Genomic DNA, 21,440 nt, shown 5'->3' with positions numbered 1-21,440 from the left:
CGGGTGCCGGAGTCCGCCCGGCCGGGGGAATCGCCACGCGGTACCGGTTCGGTGCCGGATTACCGGGCGGGCGGTGGGGCACAACCGATGAGACCGGGTTGTCCTCCGGGCAAGCCGGGCGAATCGGGCGGCGTGCCCCGTTGCCGCGTGCCGGAAGTCGATTTATCGTTCCGGAACGATTCGCGTGCAAGATCACAAAATGTGAAGGGGCCGCGGCCATGGTGGCGAGGAAGACCGCCGTGCAGAAGAGCACGGCGAAGGCGACGAAGGCCGCGACCGCCAAGACGAGCGCCTCCGGCAAGAAGGCGGCGCCCGCCACGGCGGCCAAGAAGGCCGCGAAGAACGCAGCGGGAAACAAGGCCGCGGCCGAGCGGGCCCCGGCGAAGGGCGCCGCGAAGACGCGCGCGAAGAACGCCGTGGCGAAGCCGGCCGCCGCCGAGCGGGCCACGACCCACCGGGTCACGGCCGAGCACCCCGGAGCCAAGGACGCCGGGGCCAAGGACGCCGGGGCCAAGGACGCCGGTGCCAAGGACGCCGGTGCCAAGGACTCCGGGGCCAAGGACACCGGGGCCAAGGACACCGGGGCCAGGAAGGCCGCGGCCAGGAAGAGCCCGGCGAAGAAGACCCCAGCCAAGAAGGCCACAGCCGCGAAGGCCGCACCGGCCGAGCAGGCGGTGCCCGCGAAGAAGACGGGAGCCAGGAAAGTGGTTGCGAAGAAGACTCCGAGTGGGGCGCCGACCGCGAAGCAGGCCCCCGAGACGCCCGGCGCCGTCCCCAAGGCCCGCGCCGGCGTCGGCCCCGTGGCCCCCGGCGACCTCGCCGTACGCCCGGGAGAAGAGCCGTGGTCGCCGGAGGAGGTGGCCGAGGCGCGCGCCGAGCTGCTGGCCGAGGCCGGGCGGCTGCGCGCCGAGATCCTCGCCTCCGAGGAGGCGATCAGCGGGCTGATGCGCGACTCCGGCGACGGGGCCGGCGACGACCAGGCCGACACCGGCACCAAGAACATCACCCGCGAGCACGAGCTGGCCCTGGCCGGCAACGCCCGCGAGATGCTGCTGCAGACCGAGCGCGCCCTGGACCGGCTGGACGCCGGGACCTACGGGCTGTGCGAGAACTGCGGCAACCCCATCGGCAAGGCCCGCATGCAGGCGTTCCCCCGCGCCACTCTCTGCGTGGAGTGCAAGCAGCGGCAGGAGCGGCGCTGACCGACCGTCGGGATTGCCGTACCCTCGTCCTCAGCCAGGGGGAGACTGGCCCGGACGATGTTGAGGGACTGACGTGACAGAGGCGGAGCAGGCCATCGGTACGCCAGAAGCGGGGAAGGCCGAGGAAGGCGCCGCCGCGAGCGGCGACGGCGCGCGGCCCGGGCGCGGGCGGCGCGTCGCGGTGCTGCTCGCGGTCGCCGCGTTCGCCTACCTCATCGACCTGGGCAGCAAGCTCCTCGTGGTCGCCAAGCTGGAGCACCACGACGCGGTCGACGTGATCGGCACCTGGCTCCAGTTCAAGGTGATCCGCAACAAGGGCGCGGCCTTCGGCTTCGGCGAGGCCATGACCATCGTCTTCACGGTGATAGCGGTCGGCGTCATCGTCGTGATCGCCCGGCTGGCCCGCAAGCTCTACAGCCTGCCGTGGGCCATCGCGCTCGGGCTGCTGCTGGGCGGCGCCTTCGGCAACCTCACCGACCGGGTCTTCCGCGCCCCCGGCGGGCTGCAGGGCGCGGTGGTCGACTTCATCGCGCCCCGTAACTACGCGGTCTTCAACCTCGCCGACTCGGCCATCGTGTGCGGCGGCATCCTGATCGTCATCCTGTCCTTCCGCGGCCTGGACCCGGACGGCACCGTCCACAAGGACTGACGTACGGAGGCGGGCGTGGGACGACGGGCGCACGCAGACTGACGTACGAACCGGGCGGTGCGGTCCGGCATACTCGACGGGTGAGTACGATTCCCGAGATCCGCACGCTCCCCGTACCCGACGGCCTCGAAGGCGAGCGCGTCGACGCCGCGATCGCACGCATGTTCGGCTTCTCTCGGACCAAGGCGGCGGAGCTGGCCGCCGCGGGCAAGGTGCAGGTCGACGGCAGCGTCGCGGGCAAGTCCGACCGGGTCAGCGGAGGCGCCTGGCTCGAGGTGGAGATGCCGCGGGCCGCGCCGCCCGTGCAGGTCGTCGCCGAGCCCGTCGAGGGCATGGAGATCGTCCACGACGACGAGCACGTCGTGGTCGTCGACAAGCCGGTCGGGGTCGCCGCCCACCCCAGCCCCGGCTGGACCGGCCCCACCGTGATCGGCGGGCTGGCCGCCGCGGGCTTCCGCGTCTCGACCTCCGGGGCCGCCGAGCGGCAGGGCATCGTGCACCGGCTGGACGTCGGCACCTCCGGCCTCATGGTCGTCGCCAAGTCCGAGCGCGCCTACACCCTGCTCAAGCAGCAGTTCCGCGAGCGCACGGTCGACAAGCGCTACCAGGCCCTCGTCCAGGGCCACCCCGACCCGCTGAGCGGCACCATCGACGCGCCGATTGGCCGCCATCCGCAGCACGACTACAAGTGGGCCGTGACCGCCGAGGGCAAGCCCAGCGTCACCCACTACGACCTGATCGAGGCGTTCCGCGCCGCCAGCCTGCTCGACATCAAGCTGGAGACCGGGCGCACCCACCAGATCCGCGTCCACATGGCCGCCCACCGCCACCCGTGCGTCGGCGACCTCACCTACGGCGCCGACCCGACCCTCGCCAAGCGGCTGAAGCTGACCCGGCAGTGGCTGCACGCGGTGCGCCTGGGCTTCGAGCACCCGGGGGGCGCCGGCTGGGTGGAGTTCACCAGCCCCTACCCGGACGACCTGCAGAGGGCGCTGGACACCGTCCGGGCGGAGAGCGCGTGAGCCACCCGATCGCGGTCGTGGGCCCGGACGCCCTCGCGGCCTGCCGCGACGTCCGCCGCGAGGTCTTCGTCGTCGAGCAGCGGATCCCCGAGGCCGAGGAGATGGACGCGTACGACGCCCACGCCGTCCACCTGCTCGCCACCGGCCCCGACGGCCCGGTGGGCACCGTCCGCTTCCTGCACGGCGCGGCCGCCGACAGGAAGTACGGCCACGCGGGCGTGGACGGCGCCACGACCGCGGCCCTGGGCCGGCTCGCGGTCCTGCCGGCCGCCCGCGGCACCGGGCTCGGCGCGGAGCTCGTCCGCGCGGTCGAGGCCGAGGCGCGGCGGCGCGGGCTGACCGAGGTCTACCTGGAGGCCCAGACCCACGCCCTCGGCTTCTACGAGCGCCTCGGCTACGCGGCGTACGGCCCCGAGTTCGACGAGGGCAGCGGCATCCCGCACCGCGCCATGCGCAAGACCCTCCCGTAGGGTTCTCGGCCCCGAGGTGGTCAGCCGCGGCGCGAGCCCGTGCCGTCCTTGCGGAATTCGCCGTCGAAGCGGGCGAGGCGGTCCTCGGAACCGGGCCCGGCCCCGGGCGCGGGGCGCGGCGGGTGGACGGTCGCCGTGGTGATGCGCGGCAGCGCGTACGGATGGTGCTCGCGCAGCCACGCGATCATCTGCTCCCGCACCTCACAGCGCACGGTCCAGGCGTCGTCCGGGTCCCGGGCCGTGATCAGCGCCCGCACCACCATCGTGGACGGCGTGGTGTCCGTGACCGCCAGGTTCCAGTCCCGGCCGTCCCAGGCGGGGGACTTCCGCACGATCTCGCCCAGCTTCATCCGCATCGCCTCGATCGGCGCCGAATGGTCCAGGTGGAACAGGACCGCGCCGGTCTTCTGCGTGCCGCCGCGCGACCAGTTCTCGAACGGCTTGCCGGTGAAGTACGACACCGGCATGGTGATCCGGCGCTCGTCCCAGGTCCGCACCGACAGGAAGGTCAGCGTGATCTCCTCGACCGTGCCCCACTCGCCGTCCACGACCACCGTGTCGCCGATCCGCACCATGTCGCCGAAGGCGATCTGCAGCCCGGCGAAGAGATTGCCCAGCGTCGACTGCGCGGCGACACCGGCGACCACGCCCAGGATCCCCGCCGAGGCCAGCATGGAGGTGCCCACCGTGCGCATCGTGGGGAAGGTCAGCAGCATCGCCGACGCCGCGACCACCCCGACGATCGCGGTCACCACCCGCTGGATCAGCGTCACCTGGGTGCGCACCCGGCGCACCCGCGCCGGGTCGTGCGCGCTGGCGGCATAGCGGTAGTACGAGGACTCCACCACCGCCGCCGAGACCCGCACCGCCAGCCACGCCGTGGCCGCGATCAGCACCAGCGCCAGGACCTGCCCGATGCCCGACGCGTGCTCCCGCACCACCCGGGCGTGCGTCTTGTCGTACGAACCGCGCAGCAGCGCCGCGCACACCGTCACCTGGAGGGGGAGCCGGGCGCGGCGCAGCAGGCCCCACAGCGGCGTCTCGGGGTGCCGGGCGTCGGTGCGCAGCAGCAGCCGGTCGACCGCCCAGCCGATGAGCAGCGTGATGGCGACCGAACCGCCGATGACGATCAGCGGACGCAGTATGTCCTCCATGGACACGTATCCTTTTCCTTCCCTCGGGGGCACCGGGCGTTCCGCTTCCCCGGAACACAACTGGCACGATGGGCGAAGCGCTCCGCGGACAAGGAAGTGACCAAGTGACCCGTTCCCCGATCCTGCTCCTCCATTCGATGTACGGACTGCGACCCGCCGTGCACGCGGCCGCCGACCGGCTGCGCACCGCGGGCCACGAGGTGCGCGTACCCGATCTCTACGAGGGGCGGACGGCCGACAGCGCCGAGGACGGCATGGCCCTCAAGGAGGAGATCGGCCGGGAGGAACTGCTGCGGCGGGCCGTGGCGGCCGCCGCGCCGCTGTCCGACCGCGGCATCGTGTACGCGGGGTTCTCGCTCGGCGGGTCGATCGCCCAGAACCTCGCGCTCGGCGACGAGAAGGCGCGCGGGCTGCTGCTCCTGCACGGCACCTCGGACATCGCCGACGACGCGGCGACGGACGGCCTGCCGGTGCAGCTGCACGTCGCGGACCCGGACCCGTTCGAGCCGCACGACTGGCTGAACGCGTGGTACCTGCGGATGGGGCGCGCGGGGGCGGAGGTGGAGGTCTACCGCTACCCGGGGGCCGGGCACCTGTTCACCGACCCGGACCTGCCGGACTACGACGAGGAGGCGGCCGAGGCCACCTGGAAGGTGGCGCTCGGCTTCCTCGAGGAAGTCACGGAGGGCTGACGGCCGCGTAGGCCCCCAGCGGGTCAGCGCACCGGGCCCTCGGCGCGCTCGACCCGCTGGGTGCCGGAGCGGGTCCGGTAGGAGCGTGCCCAGGAGGCGGTGGCGGCCGGGTCGGTGCGGTCGGAGACCACGTAGTAGTCCATCTGGGCCCGCTCGGGGGTGACGTCGAGCACGCCGTAGCCGTGCGAGTCCATGTCCACCCACTTGACGTGGCGGTTGGCGGCCCGGATCGCGGCGGCCGCGGCGAGCGAGACCGTGTGCGGCGCCACACGCAGGATGTCGTCCAGGTTGTCCGAGGTCACCGAGGTGACCACGAACTCGGTCGCGGCGGAGGCCGACAGCGGGTACGTCGCGGCCTTCACCGGCACGTCGTTGGCCCAGGCCATGTGGATGTCGCCGGTGAGGAAGACGGTGTTGCCGATGGAGCGCCCGGTGAGATGGGCGAGCAGCTCCCGCCGGTCGTCCGTGTAGCCGTCCCACTGGTCGGGGTTGATCGCCAGGCCCTCCTTGGGCAGCCCGAGCAGCTCGGCGAGCGGCCCGAGCAGCTCGGCGGGGACGGCCCCGAAGGCGACCGGTGAGATCATCACCGAGTTGCCCACCAGCCGCCAGGTGGTGCCGGAGGCGGCCAGGCCGGACTTCAGCCAGTCGAGCTGGGCCCGGCCGATGATCGTGCGGTCGGGGGCGTCCACGTCGCCGCTGCCGGTGGTGGCCTGCTGCGAGCGGAAGGACCGCAGGTCGAGCAGGTGCAGATCGGCGAGGTTGCCGAAGCGCAGCCGCCGGTAGGTGGTGCCCTCGGTGGAGGGGCGCACCGGCATCCACTCGAAGTAGGCGCGCTTGGCGGCGGCCACCCGGGCCGCCCAGTCGCCCTCGGTGCCCGGGGTGTGGTTCTCCGCCCCGCCGGACCAGGCGTCATTCGCGAACTCGTGGTCGTCCCAGATCGCGATCAGCGGCCGGGCGGCGTGCAGCGCCTGGAGGTCGGGGTCGGTCCTGTACCGGCCGTGGCGGATCCGGTAGTCGGCGAGGGTGACGATCTCATGGGCGGGGGAGTGGGCGCGGACCGTGTACTTCCGCTCGGGGTACGCGCCGCTCGCGTACTCGTAGATGTAGTCGCCGAGGTGGAGGGTCGCGTCCAGGTCGGCCCGCGCGGCCAGGTGGCGGTACGGGGAGAAGTAGCCGGCCTCCCAGTTGGCGCAGGAGACCACGCCGAAGCGGAGGGCGCCCGGGGCGGCGTTGTGCGCCGGGGCGGTGCGGGTGCGCCCCACGGGGGAGAGCACGCCGGGCTGGGCGCCGAAGCGGTAGAAGTAGTCCGTGGCGGGCCGCAGCCCGCGGACGTCCGCCTTGACGGTGTGGTCGGCCGCGGCGGTGGCCCGTACGGTGCCCCGCGCGACGACCGCGGCGAAGTCCTTGTCCTCGGCGACCTCCCAGGTCACCTCGGTGTCCGGGCCGAGCCCCGAGCCGGGCACCGCCTCGGGGGCGGGCGTGACGCGGGTCCACAGCAGGATCCCGTCGGGCAGCGGGTCCCCGGAGGCGACGCCGTGCAGGAAGGCGGGGCCGTCGGCGGCCCGGGCGGGGGTGGCCGGGGCGGCCAGGGGCAGCAGGGCGGCGGTGGCGGCTGCTGCCGTGACGGCGGTGCGGCGCGTTATGGCGGTGTGGTGGAGGTCGGTCACGGCCGACGAGACTACTGGCTGGTAGTCCCGCCGCGCAGGGCTCTTCGCCAAGTTCGCCCGCCCGTCGCCGGCCGGTCACCGCCGGGTCGCCGCACAGCTCGCAGGTGGTTCGCGGGGCGCGTCGCCGGAACGGGCCGCCGGGGTGTCGGGCGCGCCGCGACGGCACGCCCGACACCCCGGCGGGGGCGCCCCTCGGCGCTACTTCTTCAGGTTCTCCCGGACCACCGAGTTGAACTGTTCGGGGGTGATCGGGGGCGCCTGCTGTCCCTGGACGGTCACCCTGAGGATCTTGCCGTTCAGCTTGATCGTCGGGGTGCTGTCCACGTCCTTGGTGTCGTTGAACGCCTTGGACATGGCCAGCGCCCACCGGTCGTAGGTGCCGTTCGTCACGGCCTTCTCGAAGGACTTGTTGCCCTTGAGCGCCTTGACCTGCTGGGCGATCTCGATCAGCTTCTGGTCGCTGGCGAAGGCGTCGTCGGTCTCCTGCTGGGGGTGGTTCTTGGCCGAGAAGAGCGCCGACTTGTACTCCAGGAAGGCGTCCGGGCTGACATTGAGGGCCGCGCCCAGCGCGCTCAGGGCGTTCTTCGAGCCGGCCCCGATCATGCCCTCCTTGTCGTCCAGGAAGGTGCCCATCGTGTACTGCGCCTTGTAGGTGCCGTCCTTGATGTCCTTCGCCACGGTGCTGCCGGTGTACTGCTCGAACTCCGCGCAGACCGGGCAGCGCATGTCCTCGTAGACGTGCAGGGTGTTCTTGGCCTTCTGGTCGCCGATGACCACGGTCGTGCCCTGCGGGCCGGTCGTGTGAGCGGGCTTGACCAGGGGCTCCTTCTCGGCGGCGGCCTTCCACTTCTTGCTGGCGTCGCCGCCGCCGCCGTTCATCTGGCTGACGCCGTAGCCTATGCCGCCCGCGATCGCGAGGATGGCGACGACCGCGCCGCCGACGATCAGCTGGCGGCGCGTCCGGTCCTTCTTGGCCTGGCGCTCGCGCTCGGCGCGCAGCCGCTCGCGCGCGGCCTGCTTGTTCTGGTGGCTGTTGCGGTTGCTCATGGTGGATCGCTCTCCGTCGTGTGAAGGTCGTACGAAAGGGTGGGAATCGCTGTGCTCAGGCGGCGGCTGAGCACGGCGGTCCACGCCGCACGACGGAGTGCACGAGAAGGGGGAGCGCCGGGGCCGGGCTCGGTGGGCCCGCCGGCCGCGGAGCGCGGCGCCGGGCCGCGAAGGCCGCGGTGACGACCGCGACGGCCAGCAGCAGCGGCCGGAAGGCGAAGGCGGCGAGCGAGGACAGCAGCCGGCCCACGGCGGCCTCGCCGCGCCGCAGCCAGGCCGCGGCGACCAGCCCGAGGGCGACATGCGCGGCGAGCAGCAGCCAGGGAGTGGCGGAGCCCACGGCGGACGCGAGGGAGCCGCCGCCCGGCCCGGCGACCCGGGCCAGCGGGGAGCCGACGCCGCCGCTGCCGCACAGCACGTCCACGCCCAGGGCGCGCAGAGAGCCCGCCACAGGGCCGCCGGAGGGCCCGTAACAGGCGCTCTGGCCGGTGGTGAAGACCGTGTCGGCCGCCAGCTCCAGGGGGACCAGCAGCGCGGCGATGCTCCAGTAGCCGCGCTCCCGTCCCGCCAGGGCGTACGCGATCACGAAGACGAGGACGGACAGCCCCGCCACGGTCGTCAGCGGCAGCGGGGTGCTCGACAGCAGGACGTGGGCGGAGGAGGACAGCGTGACGCACAGCGCTGTGAACAGCGCCGCGCGCAGTCCCCTCAGCAGCGGTCCCGTCCCGTCCATAGGGTCCGATTGTCACACGACGGGCTGTAGGGGCGACATCAAGACCGTGGGACGGGGAGGCACCCAGCGCGCGAGCACCTGCGCGGCCGGGTGCCCCTACCGTCCGGGAGTCCGCCGCTACAGCCCGGGGATGCGGCCGTTCCGGAAGAGGTCCACGAAGATCTGGTGGTCGGCCCGCGCCCGCGCCCCGTAGGAGTGCGCGAAGTCCACCAGCAGCTCCGCGAAGCCGCCCTCGTCCGCCGCGATCACCGCGTCGATGGCCCGCTCGGTGGAGAACGGCACCAGCGAGTGGCCGCTCTGGTCGTCGGCGGCCGCGTGCATCGTGGCCGTCGCCCGCCCCAGGTCGGCGACGACGGCGGCGATCTCGGCCGGGTCGTCGATGTCCGACCAGTCCAGGTCCACCGCGTACGGCGAGATCTCGGCGACCAGCTGCCCGGCGCCGTCCAGCTCGGTCCAGCCCAGCCACGGGTCGGCGTGCGCCTGGAGGGCGCGCTGCGAGATGACCGTGCGGTGGCCCTCGTGGTGGAAGTACGAGCGCACCCGCTCGTCCGTGATGTGCCGGGAGACCGCGGGGGTCTGCGCCTGCTTCATGTAGATCACCACATCGTTCTCGAGGGCGTCGCTGTTGCCCTCCAGCAGGATGTTGTACGAGGGCAGCCCCGCGCTGCCGATGCCGATGCCGCGGCGGCCGACGACGTCCTTGACGCGGTAGGAGTCCGGCCGGGCGAGGCTGGACTCGGGCAGCGTCTCCAGATAGCCGTCGAACGCGGCCAGGACCTTGTAGCGAGTCGCCGCGTCCAGCTCGACCGAGCCGCCGCCGGGGGCGAAGCGCCGCTCGAAGTCACGGATCGTGGTCATCGAGTCGAGCAGCCCGAAGCGGGTCAGCGAGCGGGCGTCGCGCAGCGCGTCCAGCAGCGGGCCCTCGGCGGTCTCCAGGGTGAACGGCGGCACCTCGTCGTCCTTGGCGCCGACGGCCAGGGCGTGGATACGCTCGCGGTAGGCGGCGGCGTAGATGCGCACCAGCTCGCTGATCTTCTCGTCGCTGAGCGCCTTGGTGTAGCCGATCAGCGCCACGGAGGCCGCGAAGCGCTTGAGGTCCCAGGTGAACGGGCCGACGTACGCCTCGTCGAAGTCGTTGACGTTGAAGATCAGCCGGCCGTTGGCGTCCATGTAGGTGCCGAAGTTCTCGGCGTGGAGGTCACCGTGGATCCACACCCGGCCCGTGCGGTCGTCCAGGTAGGGCCCGCCGTCCCGCTCCTGCTCCGCGTCGGCGTAGAAGAGACACGCCGTGCCGCGGTAGAAGGCGAAGGCCGAGGCGGCCATCTTGCGGAACTTGACGCGGAAGGCGGCCGGGTCGGCGGCGAGCAGCTCGCCGAAGGCGGTGTCGAAGACGGCGAGGATGTGCTCGCCTCGCTGGTCCGCCTGGGTCTGCTGGGTCGGCATCGCGGGGCGCCTCCTGGTGCGTGGAAGGAGAAGTGGACGGAGAAGGTGAAAAAGAGCATGACAAATAATGGCGAACGGGACGGGTTGCCCGTCCGTCCCAACGCCTGAGGCTACTCGTGGGTGCCCACGAGCTGTCAGTCCGGAGGGGTAACCTTCGGAGCTGTTCCGTCAGCCCGTAACCGCCCTTCACCGATCGTTCGCCGGAGGTCTGCCACCGTGACCAAGCCGCCCTTCACGCACCTGCATGTCCACACCCAGTACTCGCTGCTGGACGGTGCGGCGCGGCTCAAGGACATGTTCAACGCCTGTCAGGAGATGGGCATGACGCACATCGCCATGACGGACCACGGCAACCTGCACGGGGCGTACGACTTCTACCAGCAGGCGACCGGGGCGGGCATCACGCCGATCATCGGGATCGAGGCGTATGTCGCCCCCGAGTCGCGGCGCTACAAGCGGCGCGTCCAGTGGGGCCAGCCGCACCAGAAGCGGGACGACGTCTCCGGCTCCGGCGGTTACACCCACAAGACGATCTGGGCCTCCAACAAGGCCGGTCTGCACAACCTCTTCCGGTTGTCCTCGGACGCCTATATGGAGGGCTACTTCGTCAAGTGGCCCCGGATGGACAAGGAGACCATCGCCCAGTGGTCGGAGGGCCTGATCGCCTCCACCGGCTGCCCCTCCGGCGAGGTGCAGACCCGGCTGCGGCTCGGCCACTTCGACGAGGCGCTCAAGGCCGCCTCCGAATACCAGGACATCTTCGGCAAGGACAAGTACTTCCTGGAGCTGATGGACCACGGCATCGAGATCGAGCGCCGGGTCCGCGACGGCCTGCTGGAGATCGGCAAGAAGCTCGGCATCCCCCCGCTGGTCACCAACGACTCGCACTACACCTACTCCCGCGAGGCCGAGGCCCACGACGCCCTGCTGTGCGTCCAGACCGGCAAGAACCTCTCCGACCCCGACCGCTTCCGCTTCGACGGCTCCGGCTACTACCTGAAGTCGACCGACGAGATGTACGCCATCGACTCCTCCGACGCCTGGCAGGAGGGGTGCCGCAACACCCTGCTGGTCGCCGAGCAGATCGACACCGCCGGGTGGTTCGAGAAGCGCGACCTGATGCCCCGCTTCGACGTGCCCGAGGGCTACACGGAGGTCTCCTGGTTCCAGGAGGAGGTCCGGCGCGGCATGGAGCGCCGCTACCCGGGCGGGGTGCCGGAGGACCGCCAGAAGCAGGCCGAGTACGAGATGGACGTCATCATCCAGATGGGGTTCCCGGGCTACTTCCTCGTGGTCGCCGACTTCATCATGTGGGCGAAGAACAACGGCATCGCGGTCGGCCCCGGCCGCGGCTCCGCGGCCGGCTCGATCGTCGCGTACGCGATGGGCATCACCGACCTCGACCCGATCGACCACGGTCTGATCTTCGAGCGGTTCCTCAACCCCGAGCGCGTGTCCATGCCCGATGTCGACATCGACTTCGACGAGCGCAGGCGCGGTGAGGTGATCCGGTACGTCACCGAGAAGTACGGCGCCGACAAGGTCGCCCAGATCGGCACGTACGGCACCATCAAGGCGAAGAACGCGATCAAGGACTCGGCCCGGGTGCTCGGCTACCCGTACGCGATGGGCGACCGGATCACCAAGGCCATGCCCGCCGATGTGCTCGGCAAGGGCATCCCGCTGTCCGGCATCACCGACGAGAAGCACCCCCGCTACAGCGAGGCGGCCGAGGTGCGCGGGATGTACGAGAACGAGCCGGACGTGAAGAAGGTCATCGACACCGCCCGCGGTATCGAGGGCCTGGTGCGGCAGATGGGTGTGCACGCCGCCGGCGTGATCATGTCCAGCGAGACGGTGACCGAGCATGTGCCGGTCTTCTCACCGAAGAACGACGGCCAGGTCGTGACCCAGTGGGACTACCCCACCTGTGAGTCGCTCGGCCTGCTGAAGATGGACTTCCTCGGCCTGCGCAACCTGACCATCATGGACGACGCGGTCAAGATGGTGCGCCAGAACAAGGGCGTGGACCTCAAGCTGCTCGAGCTGCCGCTGGACGACCCCAAGACCTATGAGCTGCTGTGCCGCGGTGACACGCTCGGCGTCTTCCAGTTCGACGGCGGCCCCATGCGCTCCCTGCTGCGCATGATGAAGCCCGACAACTTCGAGGACATCTCCGCCGTCTCGGCCCTCTACCGGCCGGGCCCCATGGGCATGAACTCGCACATCAACTACGCCCTGCGGAAGAACGGCCAGCAGGAGATCACCCCGATCCACCCCGAGCTGGAGGAGCCGCTCAAGGAGGTCCTCGGCATCACCTACGGCCTGGTCGTCTACCAGGAGCAGGTGCAGAAGGCCGCCCAGGTGCTCGCGGGCTACTCGCTGGGCCAGGCCGACCTGCTGCGCCGCGCGATGGGCAAGAAGAAGAAGGAGGTCCTCGACAAGGAGTTCGTCCCCTTCCAGAAGGGCATGCGGGACCGGAACTACTCCGACGAGGCCATCCAGGCGGTGTGGGACGTGCTGGTCCCGTTCGCCGGCTACGCGTTCAACAAGGCCCACTCCTCGGCGTACGGCCTGGTCACCTACTGGACCGCCTACCTCAAGGCCAACTACCCCGCCGAGTACATGGCCGCGCTGCTCACCTCGGTGCGCGACGACAAGGACAAGTCGGCGATCTACCTCAACGAGTGCCGCCGCATGGGCATCAAGGTGCTCACTCCGAACGTCAATGAGTCCGAGGCGAACTTCACCGCCCAGGGCGATGACGTGATCCTCTTCGGTCTTACCGCGGTTCGAAACGTCGGACAGAACGTGGTGGAAGCGATCATCCGCGGTCGCAAGTCGAAGGGGAAGTACACCTCCTTCCCCGACTATCTGGACAAGGTCGAGGCGGTCGTCTGCAACAAGCGCACCACCGAATCGCTCATCAAGGCGGGTGCCTTCGACGAGATGGGCCACACCCGCAAGGGGCTCATGGCCCACTACGAGACCATGATCGACAACGTGGTCGCGGTGAAGCGCAAGGAGGCCGAGGGCCAGTTCGACCTCTTCGGCGGCATGGGCGGCGACGACAGCGGCGGCGACGGGCCGGGCTTCGGGCTCGACGTCGAGTTCTCCGACGTCGAGTGGGACAAGGCCTATCTGCTCGCCCAGGAGCGCGAGATGCTCGGCCTGTACGTCTCCGACCACCCGCTCTTCGGCATCGAGCACGTCCTCAACGACAAGGCCGACGCCGCCATCTCCCAGCTCACCGGCGGCGAGCACGCGGACGGCGCCATCGTCACCATCGGCGGCATCATCTCCGGCCTCCAGCGCAAGATGACCAAGCAGGGCAACGCCTGGGCCATCGCCACCGTCGAGGACCTGGCGGGCTCCATCGACTGCATGTTCTTCCCCGCCACCTACCAGCTGGTCTCCACCCAGCTCGTCGAGGACGCCGTCGTCTTCGTCAAGGGACGGCTCGACAAGCGCGAGGACGTGCCGCGGCTGGTCGCCATGGAACTGATGGTCCCCGACCTCTCCGAGGCCTCGGCCAACGCACCGGTGACCATCACCATCCCCACGGTCAAGGTCACCCCGCCGCTGGTCGAGAAGCTCGGCGAAGTGCTCACCCACCACCGGGGCTCCACCGAGGTGCGGATCAAGCTCCAGGGGGCGCGCAAGACCACCGTGCTCCGGCTCGACCGGCACCGGGTCACCGCCGACCCCGCCCTGTTCGGCGACCTCAAGGTGCTGCTGGGCCCGGCCTGCCTGGCGGGCTGACCGTCCGGCGGGCTGACGGAGACGGCCCGTAGGACCGGCTCATGAAAGGGGCGCGCCCGGACCGGGCGCGCCCCTCAATCGCTCTGTGACAGCGATCCGTTCGGCGATCAGTTGTGGCCGAAGCTCTTCTGCCGGTCCTTACGGGCGGCGGCCGAGGGGGCCGCGGGGCCGCCCTCCGACTGCATGGCGTGCGACTGCCCGTCCATCGAGGGGCGTTGCGTCTGCTCGCTCTGGCGGTCGGCCGTACCGCGGCTCTGGCGCTGCTGCTGTTCCTGCTGCTTGCGGTCGCGGTTCTTGTTCTTGGCCATGGTGCTGTGCCTCCAGTTGGGATCGGCCCCCGAGGGGAAGAGCCCTTCGGGAAGAACAGTGACACGTCCGGGCGAAGGCTGCATTTCGGGCAATTACGGTGAGTGAGAAGGAGGGTCTTCGAGGGTAGGCCGTATCCGCCACGCCAGTGATCCAGTTCGGACTGATAACCGCCGTCGCGTCGGGCAGACTCCACATGAGGCCGAAAGCGAGAAATCGAGGCACGGCTGTGCACGGGGGGCGACCGAGGACTGGACTTCAGGAAAGAGGGTGGAACGTGGACCGCTGCGTCGTCCTGGTGGACGCCGGTTATCTGCTGGGCGCCGCCGCGAGCCTGCTCGCCGGGGAGCCCGCCCGGTCCCGCATCTCCGTGGACCACGCGACCCTCATCCAGGGACTGCGTGAGCGCGCCGAAGCCGAGACCGAGCGGCCGCTGCTGCGCATCTACTGGTTCGACGGAGCACCCGACCGCGTCCCCCAGCCCGAGCACCGGCGGCTGCGCGTGATGCCCCGCGTCACCGTCCGGCTGGGCGCCCTGACCCGCAGCGACGGCCGCTGGGCGCAGAAGGGCGTGGACGCCGCCATGCACGCCGAGCTCACCGAGCTCGCCCGCAACCGCGCCTGCTCCGACATCGTCCTCGTCACCGGCGACGGCGACCTGCTGCCCGGCCTGATGTCCGCCAAGGAACATGGCGTGGCCGTCCATCTGTGGGCCGTCCAGGCCGCCGACGGCGACTACAACCAGTCCGAGGACCTGGTCGCCGAGGCCGACGAGCGGCGCGTCCTGGACCGCGCCTGGATCACCCGGGCCGTCCGCGCCAAGGACCTCACCGGGGCGTGCGCGCCCGCCTCCGAGCCCCGCCCGGAGATCGCGGCCATCCTCTCCGCGCCGCTGCCCGAGACCGCCGCCGCGGCCGCCGCCGGGGCGGTGAGCGGCATCTCCGGGGTCTCCGGCGCCGCCGGGGACCTGGCGCCGGGCCGCAACGGCGCCACCCGGCCGGGCACCGCGCCCGCCCGCGGCCCCGGCAGGACGCCCGCCGACCCCGCCCGGGACGACGGCTCCGGCCCCGCCGGCCCGGGCGGCGGGGCGGCCACGACCGGCTCCGAGGCCGGCTCCGCCCCCGGCGGCAGAGGCGTGCCCACCCCCAAGGACCTCGCCGACCTCGGCCGCGGCCCCGCCGGCGGCCACCCGGCCCACCCCGCGCCCAGCGCCACCCTGCGCTGGTCCTCCGACAAGGGCTGGATCGACCGCGGCCCGGGCACGGGGCTCGGCGAGCCGCCGGAGACCGCCGGGCTGCCCATGCTGGCCCAGCTCACCAGCCCCGAGCAGCGCTGGGCCGACCGCGAGGAGGACATCACCACCGTCAGCGGCGACCCCTTCGAGGTGGGCCAGGTCTTCGCGCGGCGCTGGATCGAGCGGCTCTCCGACCCCGGCCACCTCCAGCAGCTCTCCACCGAGTACCCGCGCATCCCCCACCGCATCGACGGGGAACTGCTGCGCTACGCCGCCCGCTTCGGACTGCTCGCCCACAAGGACGACCAGATCGACGAGCACGACCGCTACGCCATCCGCGCGGGCTTCTGGCGCGAGATCGACACCCGCACGGCCGCGGAGCACGCCCCGGCGGCCGAGTAACCCGGACGGGGCCCGCGGCCCACGCCCCCACCGGACCCTGAGAGCAAGGGTGGGTGATTGGGCGCGTACCCTCATAGCTCGTGAGGACGGGCGCGAAACAGGCCGCGGGCGGCGATGTGGTGTGCGCCGTGCGCGGGCTGGTCAAGACCTATCCGGCCGCGCGCGGCCGCCGGGGCGTGCCCGCCGCGCCCGCCGTCCGCGCGAGCGACGGCATCGACCTCGAGGTGCGCCGCGGCGAGGTGTTCGGGCTGCTCGGCCCGAACGGTGCCGGGAAGTCCACCCTGGTGCGCCAGCTCACCGGGCTGCTCCGCCCCGACGACGGCAGCGTCCACGTCCTCGGCCACGACCTCGTACGCCACCCCGAGCGCGCGGCGCGCCTGCTCGGCTATCTGGGGCAGGACTCGACCGCGCTGGACGAGCTGACCGTCGCCCTCGCCGCCGAGACGACGGGCCGGCTGCGCGGGCTCGACCTCCGGGCGGCCCGCGCCGAGCGGGACGCGGTGATCGAGGAGCTGGGGCTCGGCGAGCTGGCCGGGCGCCCGCTCAAGAAGCTCTCCGGCGGTCAGCGGCGGCTGGCCTGCCTGGCCGCCGCCCTGGTGGGGGAGCGGCCGCTGCTGGTGCTGGACGAGCCGACCACCGGAATGGACCCCGTCGCCCGGCGGGCCGTGTGGGCGGCCGTGGACCGGCGGCGGGCGGAGCGGGGGGTGACGGTGCTGCTGGTCACCCACAACGTGATCGAGGCGGAGACCGTGCTGGACCGGGTGGCGGTGCTGGAGCGCGGCCGGGTGATCGCCTGCGACACCCCGGCCGGGCTGAAGGCGCTGGTCGCCGACGAGGTCCGGGTGGAGCTGGTGTGGCGCGACGAGCCACCGCTGGAGGCGCCCGGGGTCGCCGCGCTGCGGGAGGCCGCCCGGGCCTCCGGGCGGCGCTGGACGCTGCGGATGGCCCCGGAGCAGGCCCGGGCCGCGATCGCCACGGTGACCGGCGGGCCCGCCTTCGCCGCGCTCGACGACTTCACGCTCGCGACCCCTAGCCTGGAGGACGTCTATCTCGCGCTGGGCGGCCGCTCGGAGGGGGCGGAGGGGCTGGTGAAGGCGTGACGACCAGGGCGGAAACCGGGGGAAGAGCAATCGCCGGAAACAGGAGCAGCGCAAGGTGAGTGTCGTGCCCGCGGAGGCCGTGTCCGGCGAAGACGCCCGCCCCGGGGCCGGCGCCCCGACCGGCGGGGCGCCCCGGCCCGGCGGCGACGCCGTACCCGCCCCGCTGGCGGCGCGGGCGCGGCTGCTGCCCGCGCTGGCCGCCGTCTACCGGGCGCAGCTGTCCCGGGCCCGGGTGGCGCGGATACCGCTGCTGTTCGTCGCGACCTTCCAGTCCGTGGGGATCATGATCCTGATGCGCGGGGTCGTGGACGGCGGGGTGGAGGCGCGGTCCGTGGTCGCCGGGTCCAGCGTGCTGGTCGTGGCGTTCGTCGCGCTGAACCTGCTGGCGCAGTACTTCGGCCAGCTCCGGGCGAGCGGCGGGCTCGACCACTACGCGACCCTGCCGGTGCCGCCCGCCGCCGTCGTGCTCGGCGCGGCCGCCGCGTACGCGTCCTTCACCGCGCCCGGGACGGCGGTCACCGCCGTGGTGGGGAGCGCGCTGTTCCAGCTCCCGATGGCGCATCTGTGGGTGCTGGTGGCGGTGATCCCGCTGTCCGGGGCGGCCCTGGCGGGCCTGGGTGCGGCGCTCGGGCTGCTCGCGCCGCGTCAGGAACTTGCCACGCTCTGCGGGCAGTTGGGCATGTCGGCCGCGCTGCTGCTGGGCGTGCTGCCCGCTGAGCGGATGCCCGCCGTGGTGTCGTACGCGCGTGACGCGCTGCCCTCGACGTACGGTGTGGAGGCGCTGGCGCGGTCCTTCGACAGCAGCCCCGACTGGCTGGTGGTCTGCGCGGACCTCGGTGTGTGCGCGGCCGTGGCGGTGGTCTCGCTGACCGCGGCGACCTGGGCCTACCGCCGGGCAGCCGTGCGGTGACGCGGCGCGGCGGGCCTCCCGCCGACCGGTGGACGCCCGTCGCCTGGCACCATGACGGGGTGACCGCACCGTTGACTCCGCACGACCGGCCTCAGCCCCATCAGTCCCTGCCGCACGACCAGTCCCCGCCTGGAGGTGCTGTGCCCCACCCGTCCGCTCCGGACCACTCCGCCCCGGACCCCTCCGAGCCGGGCTCCTCGGCTCCGGACCCCTCCGAGCCCGGTCCCGAGCTGCGCGCCGAGCTGGTGCAGGCGGCGCTGGTGGCGATCGGGGTGGCGGTGAGCGGGGTGCTGCTCGGGCTGGTGTGGCTGTGGCTCGCGCCGCGGGTGCCGCTGGTCTGGATCGGTGACGGGATCTACCCGAAGGACGCCGAGGGCGAGCAGGCGATGGGCGCGGACGGGGTGTTCACGCTGCGGGCGCTGGCCTTCGGGGCCGTGTCCGCGGCCGTCGTCTTCTGGTTCTTCCGGCGGGGCGGCATCGCGCTGGTCGTGGGTCTCGCGATCGGCGGGGTGCTCGCGTCCGTGATCGCCTGGCGGCTGGGGGTGTGGCTCGGGCCCGCGGCCGACATCAAGGCGCACGCCAAGGACGTGGGCCGGAACGTGACGTTCGACGCCCCGCTGAAGCTGGGCGCCAAGGGGGCGCTGCTGGCCTGGTCGTTCGCGGCCATGGCGGTCCACCTGGGCCTCACCGCGCTGTTCGGGCCCCGAGACGAAGAGCCGGCGCAGCCGGCGGGCTGAGCGGTGCGGGCGCAGCAGGCGGGCTGAAGAGAACTTCTAGAAGCGCGCGATGGGTGCCAGCACCGCGTCCGTGAGGGTCGCGAGGTCCCCCGGCGACAGCTCGACCTCCAGCCCGCGCCGCCCCGCCGAGACGCAGATCGTCGCGTGCTCGGAGGCCGACGCGTCCAGCGCGGTGGGCAGGCGCTTGCGCTGCCCGAGCGGGGAGATCCCGCCCAGCACATAGCCCGTGGCACGCTCGGCCGCCGCCGGATCCGCCATGGCCGCGCGCTTGCCGCCCACCGCCGCCGCGAGGGCCTTGAGGTCGAGCGTGGCGGAGACGGGCACGACCGCGACGGTGAGGCCGCCGTCGACGCTCGCGACGAGGGTCTTGAAGACCCGGGCCGGGTCCACGCCGAGGGCCTGCGCGGCCTCCTCGCCGTACGAGGGGGCCGCCGGGTCGTGCTCGTACGCGTGGAGCGTGAAGGCGGTGCCGGCGGCGGTCAGGGCGGTGGTGGCCGGGGTGCCGGCGGAGGTCTTCTTCTTGGCCATCTCGGTGGGGGCTCAGTTCGGGCTGGTGGGGTGGCGGGTCAGATCGACCGCCGGAAGCGAGGGGAGCTTACCGATGACCGCGCTCTCCGCACGCAGCAATTTCAGCTCCTCCGCCAGCCGGCTCGCGGTGTCGGGGGCCTGGAGCAGCCGCTGCTTGGCGGGCGTGTCCAGCACGGCGGCGGCCGCGACCAGGTAGGACAGCACGGACGGCTCGTCGGGCAGGTCCTGCTGGGCGGCCAGGGTCCGCTCGCGGGCGCCGGCCAGCCGCTTCTGGTAGGTCCGGAAGGCGCGTACGACCCCGGAGGCCAGCGCCCCGGCGCCGTCCCCCGGCTTCTCGTCGAGCTCGTCGATCTCGGCCGTCAGGTACGGGCCCGAGGCGTCGACCGAGCGCAGCTCGAAGCGGGTGGTGCCGGTGGCGAGCACCTCGAAGGTGCCGTCCTTCTGCTTCCGGATGGTGGCCGCGTCCGCGACGCAGCCCACGGCGTGGAAGGACTTCATCGGGTCCGGGCCGAACCCGGCCGCCGCGCCGCGCTCGGGCTCGGCGGTGGGGTCGGGCAGGCCGACGGCGGTCGTCGCGACCTCGCGGCCGTCCCGGATGGCGATGACGCCGAAGCGGCGCGGCACGTCCTCGGGCAGCGCCAACAGATCGCGCATCATGGCGCGATACCGCTGCTCGAAGACGTTCAGGGGCATGACGAGCCCCGGGAACAGCACCGTGTTCAGCGGGAAGAGCGGAAGGCGCGCGGAGGTCACGGGCGTTAAGCCTAGTGGTCCCGCGCGCTCCGATCACTGGCGGCGCAGCAGCCGGGAGGCTCCGGCCGCCACCGTGGTGGCCAGGACCCAGCCGAGCATGATGGTCACGATGGCCGCCCACTGGACCGCGCCGTCGGGTTTCCAGTAGCCGTCCTGGCCCAGATCGATCACCGGGAGCAGCAGGTCCAGGGTGTACAGGGAGGCGTTCCAGTGGGGTGACTCGGCCGGTTTGATGGCCTCCGGCCGGTTGTGGGCGAAGAACACCGAGCCGATCGCCCACAGGACCGCCATCCACACCGCGGCCCGGCCCGGGCGGTAGCCGTAGGCCACGGTCCAGTCCTGGAGGTAGCCCCACAGCTTTCCGGCCAGCGGCAGCGTCTCCCGGCGCCGGCGCTCCTTGGCGAGCAGCACCTCGCGCGCCTCCGAGTCCTCGCCGCTGCTGCGCATCGCCTGGGCCAGCATCTCGTACGGGCCCCGGGAGAACTCGGGGGTGGCGGCCGCCACCCACTCCAGCCGCCGCGACAGCGGGAAGTGGCCGACCGGTATCAGACACTCGTACGAGAAGCCCGCCATCGCCAGGCCGCCGGGGCCCGGCCAGCTGACCGACTTGTCAACCAGGTTGACCACCCGCGCGCCGGAGAGGATCACCCGCCCCCGCTGCGGCCGCTCGCCGACGAACCGCAGCTCGGGCGTCTGGATGCGGCGCAGCGACAGCTCCTGGTCGTTCTCCATGACGAAGCGGGCCTGGTCGAAGTCGACCGCGTCGCCGAACCGCCCGTCGTCCAGCCGTATCCCGCCCTCGCACTCGAAGCGCTGGATGCGGGTGCCGCGGGTCGGCGTGTTGCTGGTGCCGTACGGCGGGGTGGCGCCGCCCGAGTAGTTCGCCACCCCGGCGGCGGTGAGGTAGAGGCTGCGCTCGACGGTCAGCTGCGGCGCGTTCAGCGCGTGGCGCCCGTAGGGGTTGCGCAGCTGGGCGCCGCGCAGGCTGAGCGACACGCCGATCTGCGCGCCGCGCAGCCTCAGCTCGCCGTGCGACTCGATCATCTCGGCCTGGAGGTCCTGGCCGACGGTCAGCCCGTCGGCGCTGATCGACAGGCCCCGCCGGTCGCGGCGCACCACTAACTGGTTGAGCAGCAGGTCCGTGCCGATGTGGGCGTCGGTGAGCCGGATGCCGTGCTCCACCACACAGCGCGGCAGATGCAGATCGCCCTCGGTGCGCAGCCGGGCCCCCTCCAGCCGCGGCAGCGCGCAGCCGACCAGGCGGAGGGTGGTGAAGCTCGTCTCGGGGAGCAGCACCTCCTGCTCGAAGCGGCAGTTCTTCATCTCCACGTACGGCTCGATGGTGCCCCCGGCCAGGTCGAGCTGGCCCGTGATGTGCACCCCGTTGAGCTTGAGCGCGGCGACCCGGCCCGGCTGCGGGGTGGGGCCGTCGAGCAGCAGGAGGGCGACGACCCGGGCGCGCACGCTGCGCTCGGGCCCCCAGGCGTAGGGGCCGGAGGGGTCGTTCCGCTGGGGGTGGGCGGTGCGCAGATCGTGGGTGCTGCCGTTGCGGAACGCCTGCCACATGCCCCACTCCGCGGTGGTCAGGTCGAGCCCCGGGGGTGGATCGCCGTCGTGTGGCTCGGTCAC

General features: G+C 72.4%; 19 protein-coding genes. 10 read left to right on the top strand and 9 right to left on the bottom strand.

Translation table 11 applies throughout. From position 1 onward, the window contains the following. Window positions 1–218 precede the first annotated feature (218 nt). The 4 genes from BBH68_RS43950 (at window position 219) to BBH68_RS02380 (ending at window position 3,343) form a co-directional block, all read left to right on the top strand. Window positions 219–1,202: a TraR/DksA family transcriptional regulator gene (locus BBH68_RS43950; RefSeq protein ID WP_065958546.1), complete on the top strand. Its 984-nt coding sequence runs from the start codon at window positions 219–221 to the stop codon at window positions 1,200–1,202. Window positions 1,203–1,275: 73 nt separating this feature from the next. After that, window positions 1,276–1,851 (top strand): signal peptidase II, encoded by a 576-nt coding sequence (gene lspA / locus BBH68_RS02390; protein WP_065958545.1) that lies wholly within the window; start codon window positions 1,276–1,278, stop codon window positions 1,849–1,851. Between the two features lie 80 nt (window positions 1,852–1,931). Continuing rightward, the gene (locus tag BBH68_RS02385) at window positions 1,932–2,873 is read left to right on the top strand and encodes an RluA family pseudouridine synthase (RefSeq protein WP_065958544.1); all 942 of its coding nucleotides are present in this window, start codon (window positions 1,932–1,934) and stop codon (window positions 2,871–2,873) included. Then, entirely contained in the window at window positions 2,870–3,343 is a 474-nt protein-coding gene (locus tag BBH68_RS02380; protein WP_065958543.1) for a GNAT family N-acetyltransferase, read from the top strand. The genes BBH68_RS02385 and BBH68_RS02380 overlap by 4 nt, the downstream gene beginning before the upstream one ends. A gap of 20 nt (window positions 3,344–3,363) precedes the next feature. On the opposite strand, the gene BBH68_RS02375 is transcribed toward BBH68_RS02380, so the two are convergent. Further along, on the bottom strand, window positions 3,364–4,497 hold the full coding sequence (locus BBH68_RS02375) for a mechanosensitive ion channel family protein (protein WP_065958542.1): 1,134 nt from the start codon (window positions 4,495–4,497) through the stop codon (window positions 3,364–3,366). A 68-nt stretch (window positions 4,498–4,565) separates the two neighbouring features. Between BBH68_RS02375 and BBH68_RS02370 the strand changes: the two genes are divergently transcribed. Beyond that, on the top strand, window positions 4,566–5,189 hold the full coding sequence (locus tag BBH68_RS02370) for a dienelactone hydrolase family protein (protein ID WP_065958541.1): 624 nt from the start codon (window positions 4,566–4,568) through the stop codon (window positions 5,187–5,189). Window positions 5,190–5,212: 23 nt separating this feature from the next. Here BBH68_RS02370 and BBH68_RS02365 read toward each other — a convergent pair whose 3' ends face one another. The 4 genes from BBH68_RS02365 to BBH68_RS02350 all read right to left on the bottom strand — a co-directional run bounded on the left by BBH68_RS02365 (window position 5,213) and on the right by BBH68_RS02350 (window position 10,079). Beyond that, window positions 5,213–6,856: an alkaline phosphatase D family protein gene (locus BBH68_RS02365; protein ID WP_065958540.1), complete on the bottom strand. Its 1,644-nt coding sequence runs from the start codon at window positions 6,854–6,856 to the stop codon at window positions 5,213–5,215. Between the two features lie 198 nt (window positions 6,857–7,054). Continuing rightward, a complete protein-coding gene (locus tag BBH68_RS02360) occupies window positions 7,055–7,903 on the bottom strand; it encodes a thioredoxin domain-containing protein (RefSeq protein WP_065958539.1) in 849 nt (282 codons plus the stop codon). Window positions 7,904–7,958: 55 nt separating this feature from the next. After that, a complete protein-coding gene (locus tag BBH68_RS02355) occupies window positions 7,959–8,636 on the bottom strand; it encodes a hypothetical protein (RefSeq protein WP_065958538.1) in 678 nt (225 codons plus the stop codon). A 117-nt stretch (window positions 8,637–8,753) separates the two neighbouring features. Then, the gene (locus BBH68_RS02350) at window positions 8,754–10,079 is read right to left on the bottom strand and encodes a DUF2252 domain-containing protein (RefSeq protein WP_065958537.1); all 1,326 of its coding nucleotides are present in this window, start codon (window positions 10,077–10,079) and stop codon (window positions 8,754–8,756) included. 216 nt (window positions 10,080–10,295) lie between these two features. Here BBH68_RS02350 and dnaE point away from each other — a divergent pair, with 216 nt between their 5' ends. Further along, window positions 10,296–13,841, top strand: coding sequence for a DNA polymerase III subunit alpha (gene dnaE, locus BBH68_RS02345; RefSeq protein WP_065958536.1), 3,546 nt, complete (start codon window positions 10,296–10,298; stop codon window positions 13,839–13,841). A 107-nt stretch (window positions 13,842–13,948) separates the two neighbouring features. Here dnaE and BBH68_RS02340 read toward each other — a convergent pair whose 3' ends face one another. Further along, window positions 13,949–14,149, bottom strand: coding sequence for a hypothetical protein (locus tag BBH68_RS02340; RefSeq protein WP_065958535.1), 201 nt, complete (start codon window positions 14,147–14,149; stop codon window positions 13,949–13,951). Window positions 14,150–14,424: 275 nt separating this feature from the next. Here BBH68_RS02340 and BBH68_RS02335 point away from each other — a divergent pair, with 275 nt between their 5' ends. The 4 genes from BBH68_RS02335 (at window position 14,425) to BBH68_RS02320 (ending at window position 18,530) form a co-directional block, all read left to right on the top strand. Next, a complete protein-coding gene (locus BBH68_RS02335; RefSeq protein WP_065958534.1) occupies window positions 14,425–15,783 on the top strand; it encodes an NYN domain-containing protein in 1,359 nt (452 codons plus the stop codon). An 80-nt stretch (window positions 15,784–15,863) separates the two neighbouring features. Next, the gene (locus BBH68_RS02330) at window positions 15,864–16,883 is read left to right on the top strand and encodes an ABC transporter ATP-binding protein (RefSeq protein ID WP_076972262.1); all 1,020 of its coding nucleotides are present in this window, start codon (window positions 15,864–15,866) and stop codon (window positions 16,881–16,883) included. Between the two features lie 55 nt (window positions 16,884–16,938). Beyond that, on the top strand, window positions 16,939–17,793 hold the full coding sequence (locus BBH68_RS02325) for an ABC transporter permease (RefSeq protein WP_065958533.1): 855 nt from the start codon (window positions 16,939–16,941) through the stop codon (window positions 17,791–17,793). 59 nt (window positions 17,794–17,852) lie between these two features. Beyond that, on the top strand, window positions 17,853–18,530 hold the full coding sequence (locus tag BBH68_RS02320) for a DUF2567 domain-containing protein (protein ID WP_065958532.1): 678 nt from the start codon (window positions 17,853–17,855) through the stop codon (window positions 18,528–18,530). A gap of 36 nt (window positions 18,531–18,566) precedes the next feature. On the opposite strand, the gene ybaK is transcribed toward BBH68_RS02320, so the two are convergent. From ybaK to BBH68_RS02305, 3 genes are read right to left on the bottom strand one after another with little or no spacing between them, the layout of a single operon-like run. Beyond that, window positions 18,567–19,058 carry a Cys-tRNA(Pro) deacylase gene (gene ybaK / locus BBH68_RS02315; RefSeq protein ID WP_065958531.1) on the bottom strand — a complete coding sequence of 164 codons (492 nt, stop codon included), beginning with the start codon at window positions 19,056–19,058 and terminating at the stop codon, window positions 18,567–18,569. Window positions 19,059–19,070: 12 nt separating this feature from the next. Continuing rightward, the gene (locus BBH68_RS02310) at window positions 19,071–19,811 is read right to left on the bottom strand and encodes an LON peptidase substrate-binding domain-containing protein (protein ID WP_065958530.1); all 741 of its coding nucleotides are present in this window, start codon (window positions 19,809–19,811) and stop codon (window positions 19,071–19,073) included. A gap of 33 nt (window positions 19,812–19,844) precedes the next feature. Next, window positions 19,845–21,440 carry an oxidoreductase gene (locus BBH68_RS02305; RefSeq protein ID WP_065958529.1) on the bottom strand — a complete coding sequence of 532 codons (1,596 nt, stop codon included), beginning with the start codon at window positions 21,438–21,440 and terminating at the stop codon, window positions 19,845–19,847.

Origin of the sequence: Streptomyces sparsogenes (genome assembly GCF_001704635.1) — a bacterium.
GTDB classification, from domain to species: domain Bacteria; phylum Actinomycetota; class Actinomycetes; order Streptomycetales; family Streptomycetaceae; genus Streptomyces; species Streptomyces sparsogenes.
This window is presented reverse-complemented; position numbering and strand designations above follow the sequence as displayed.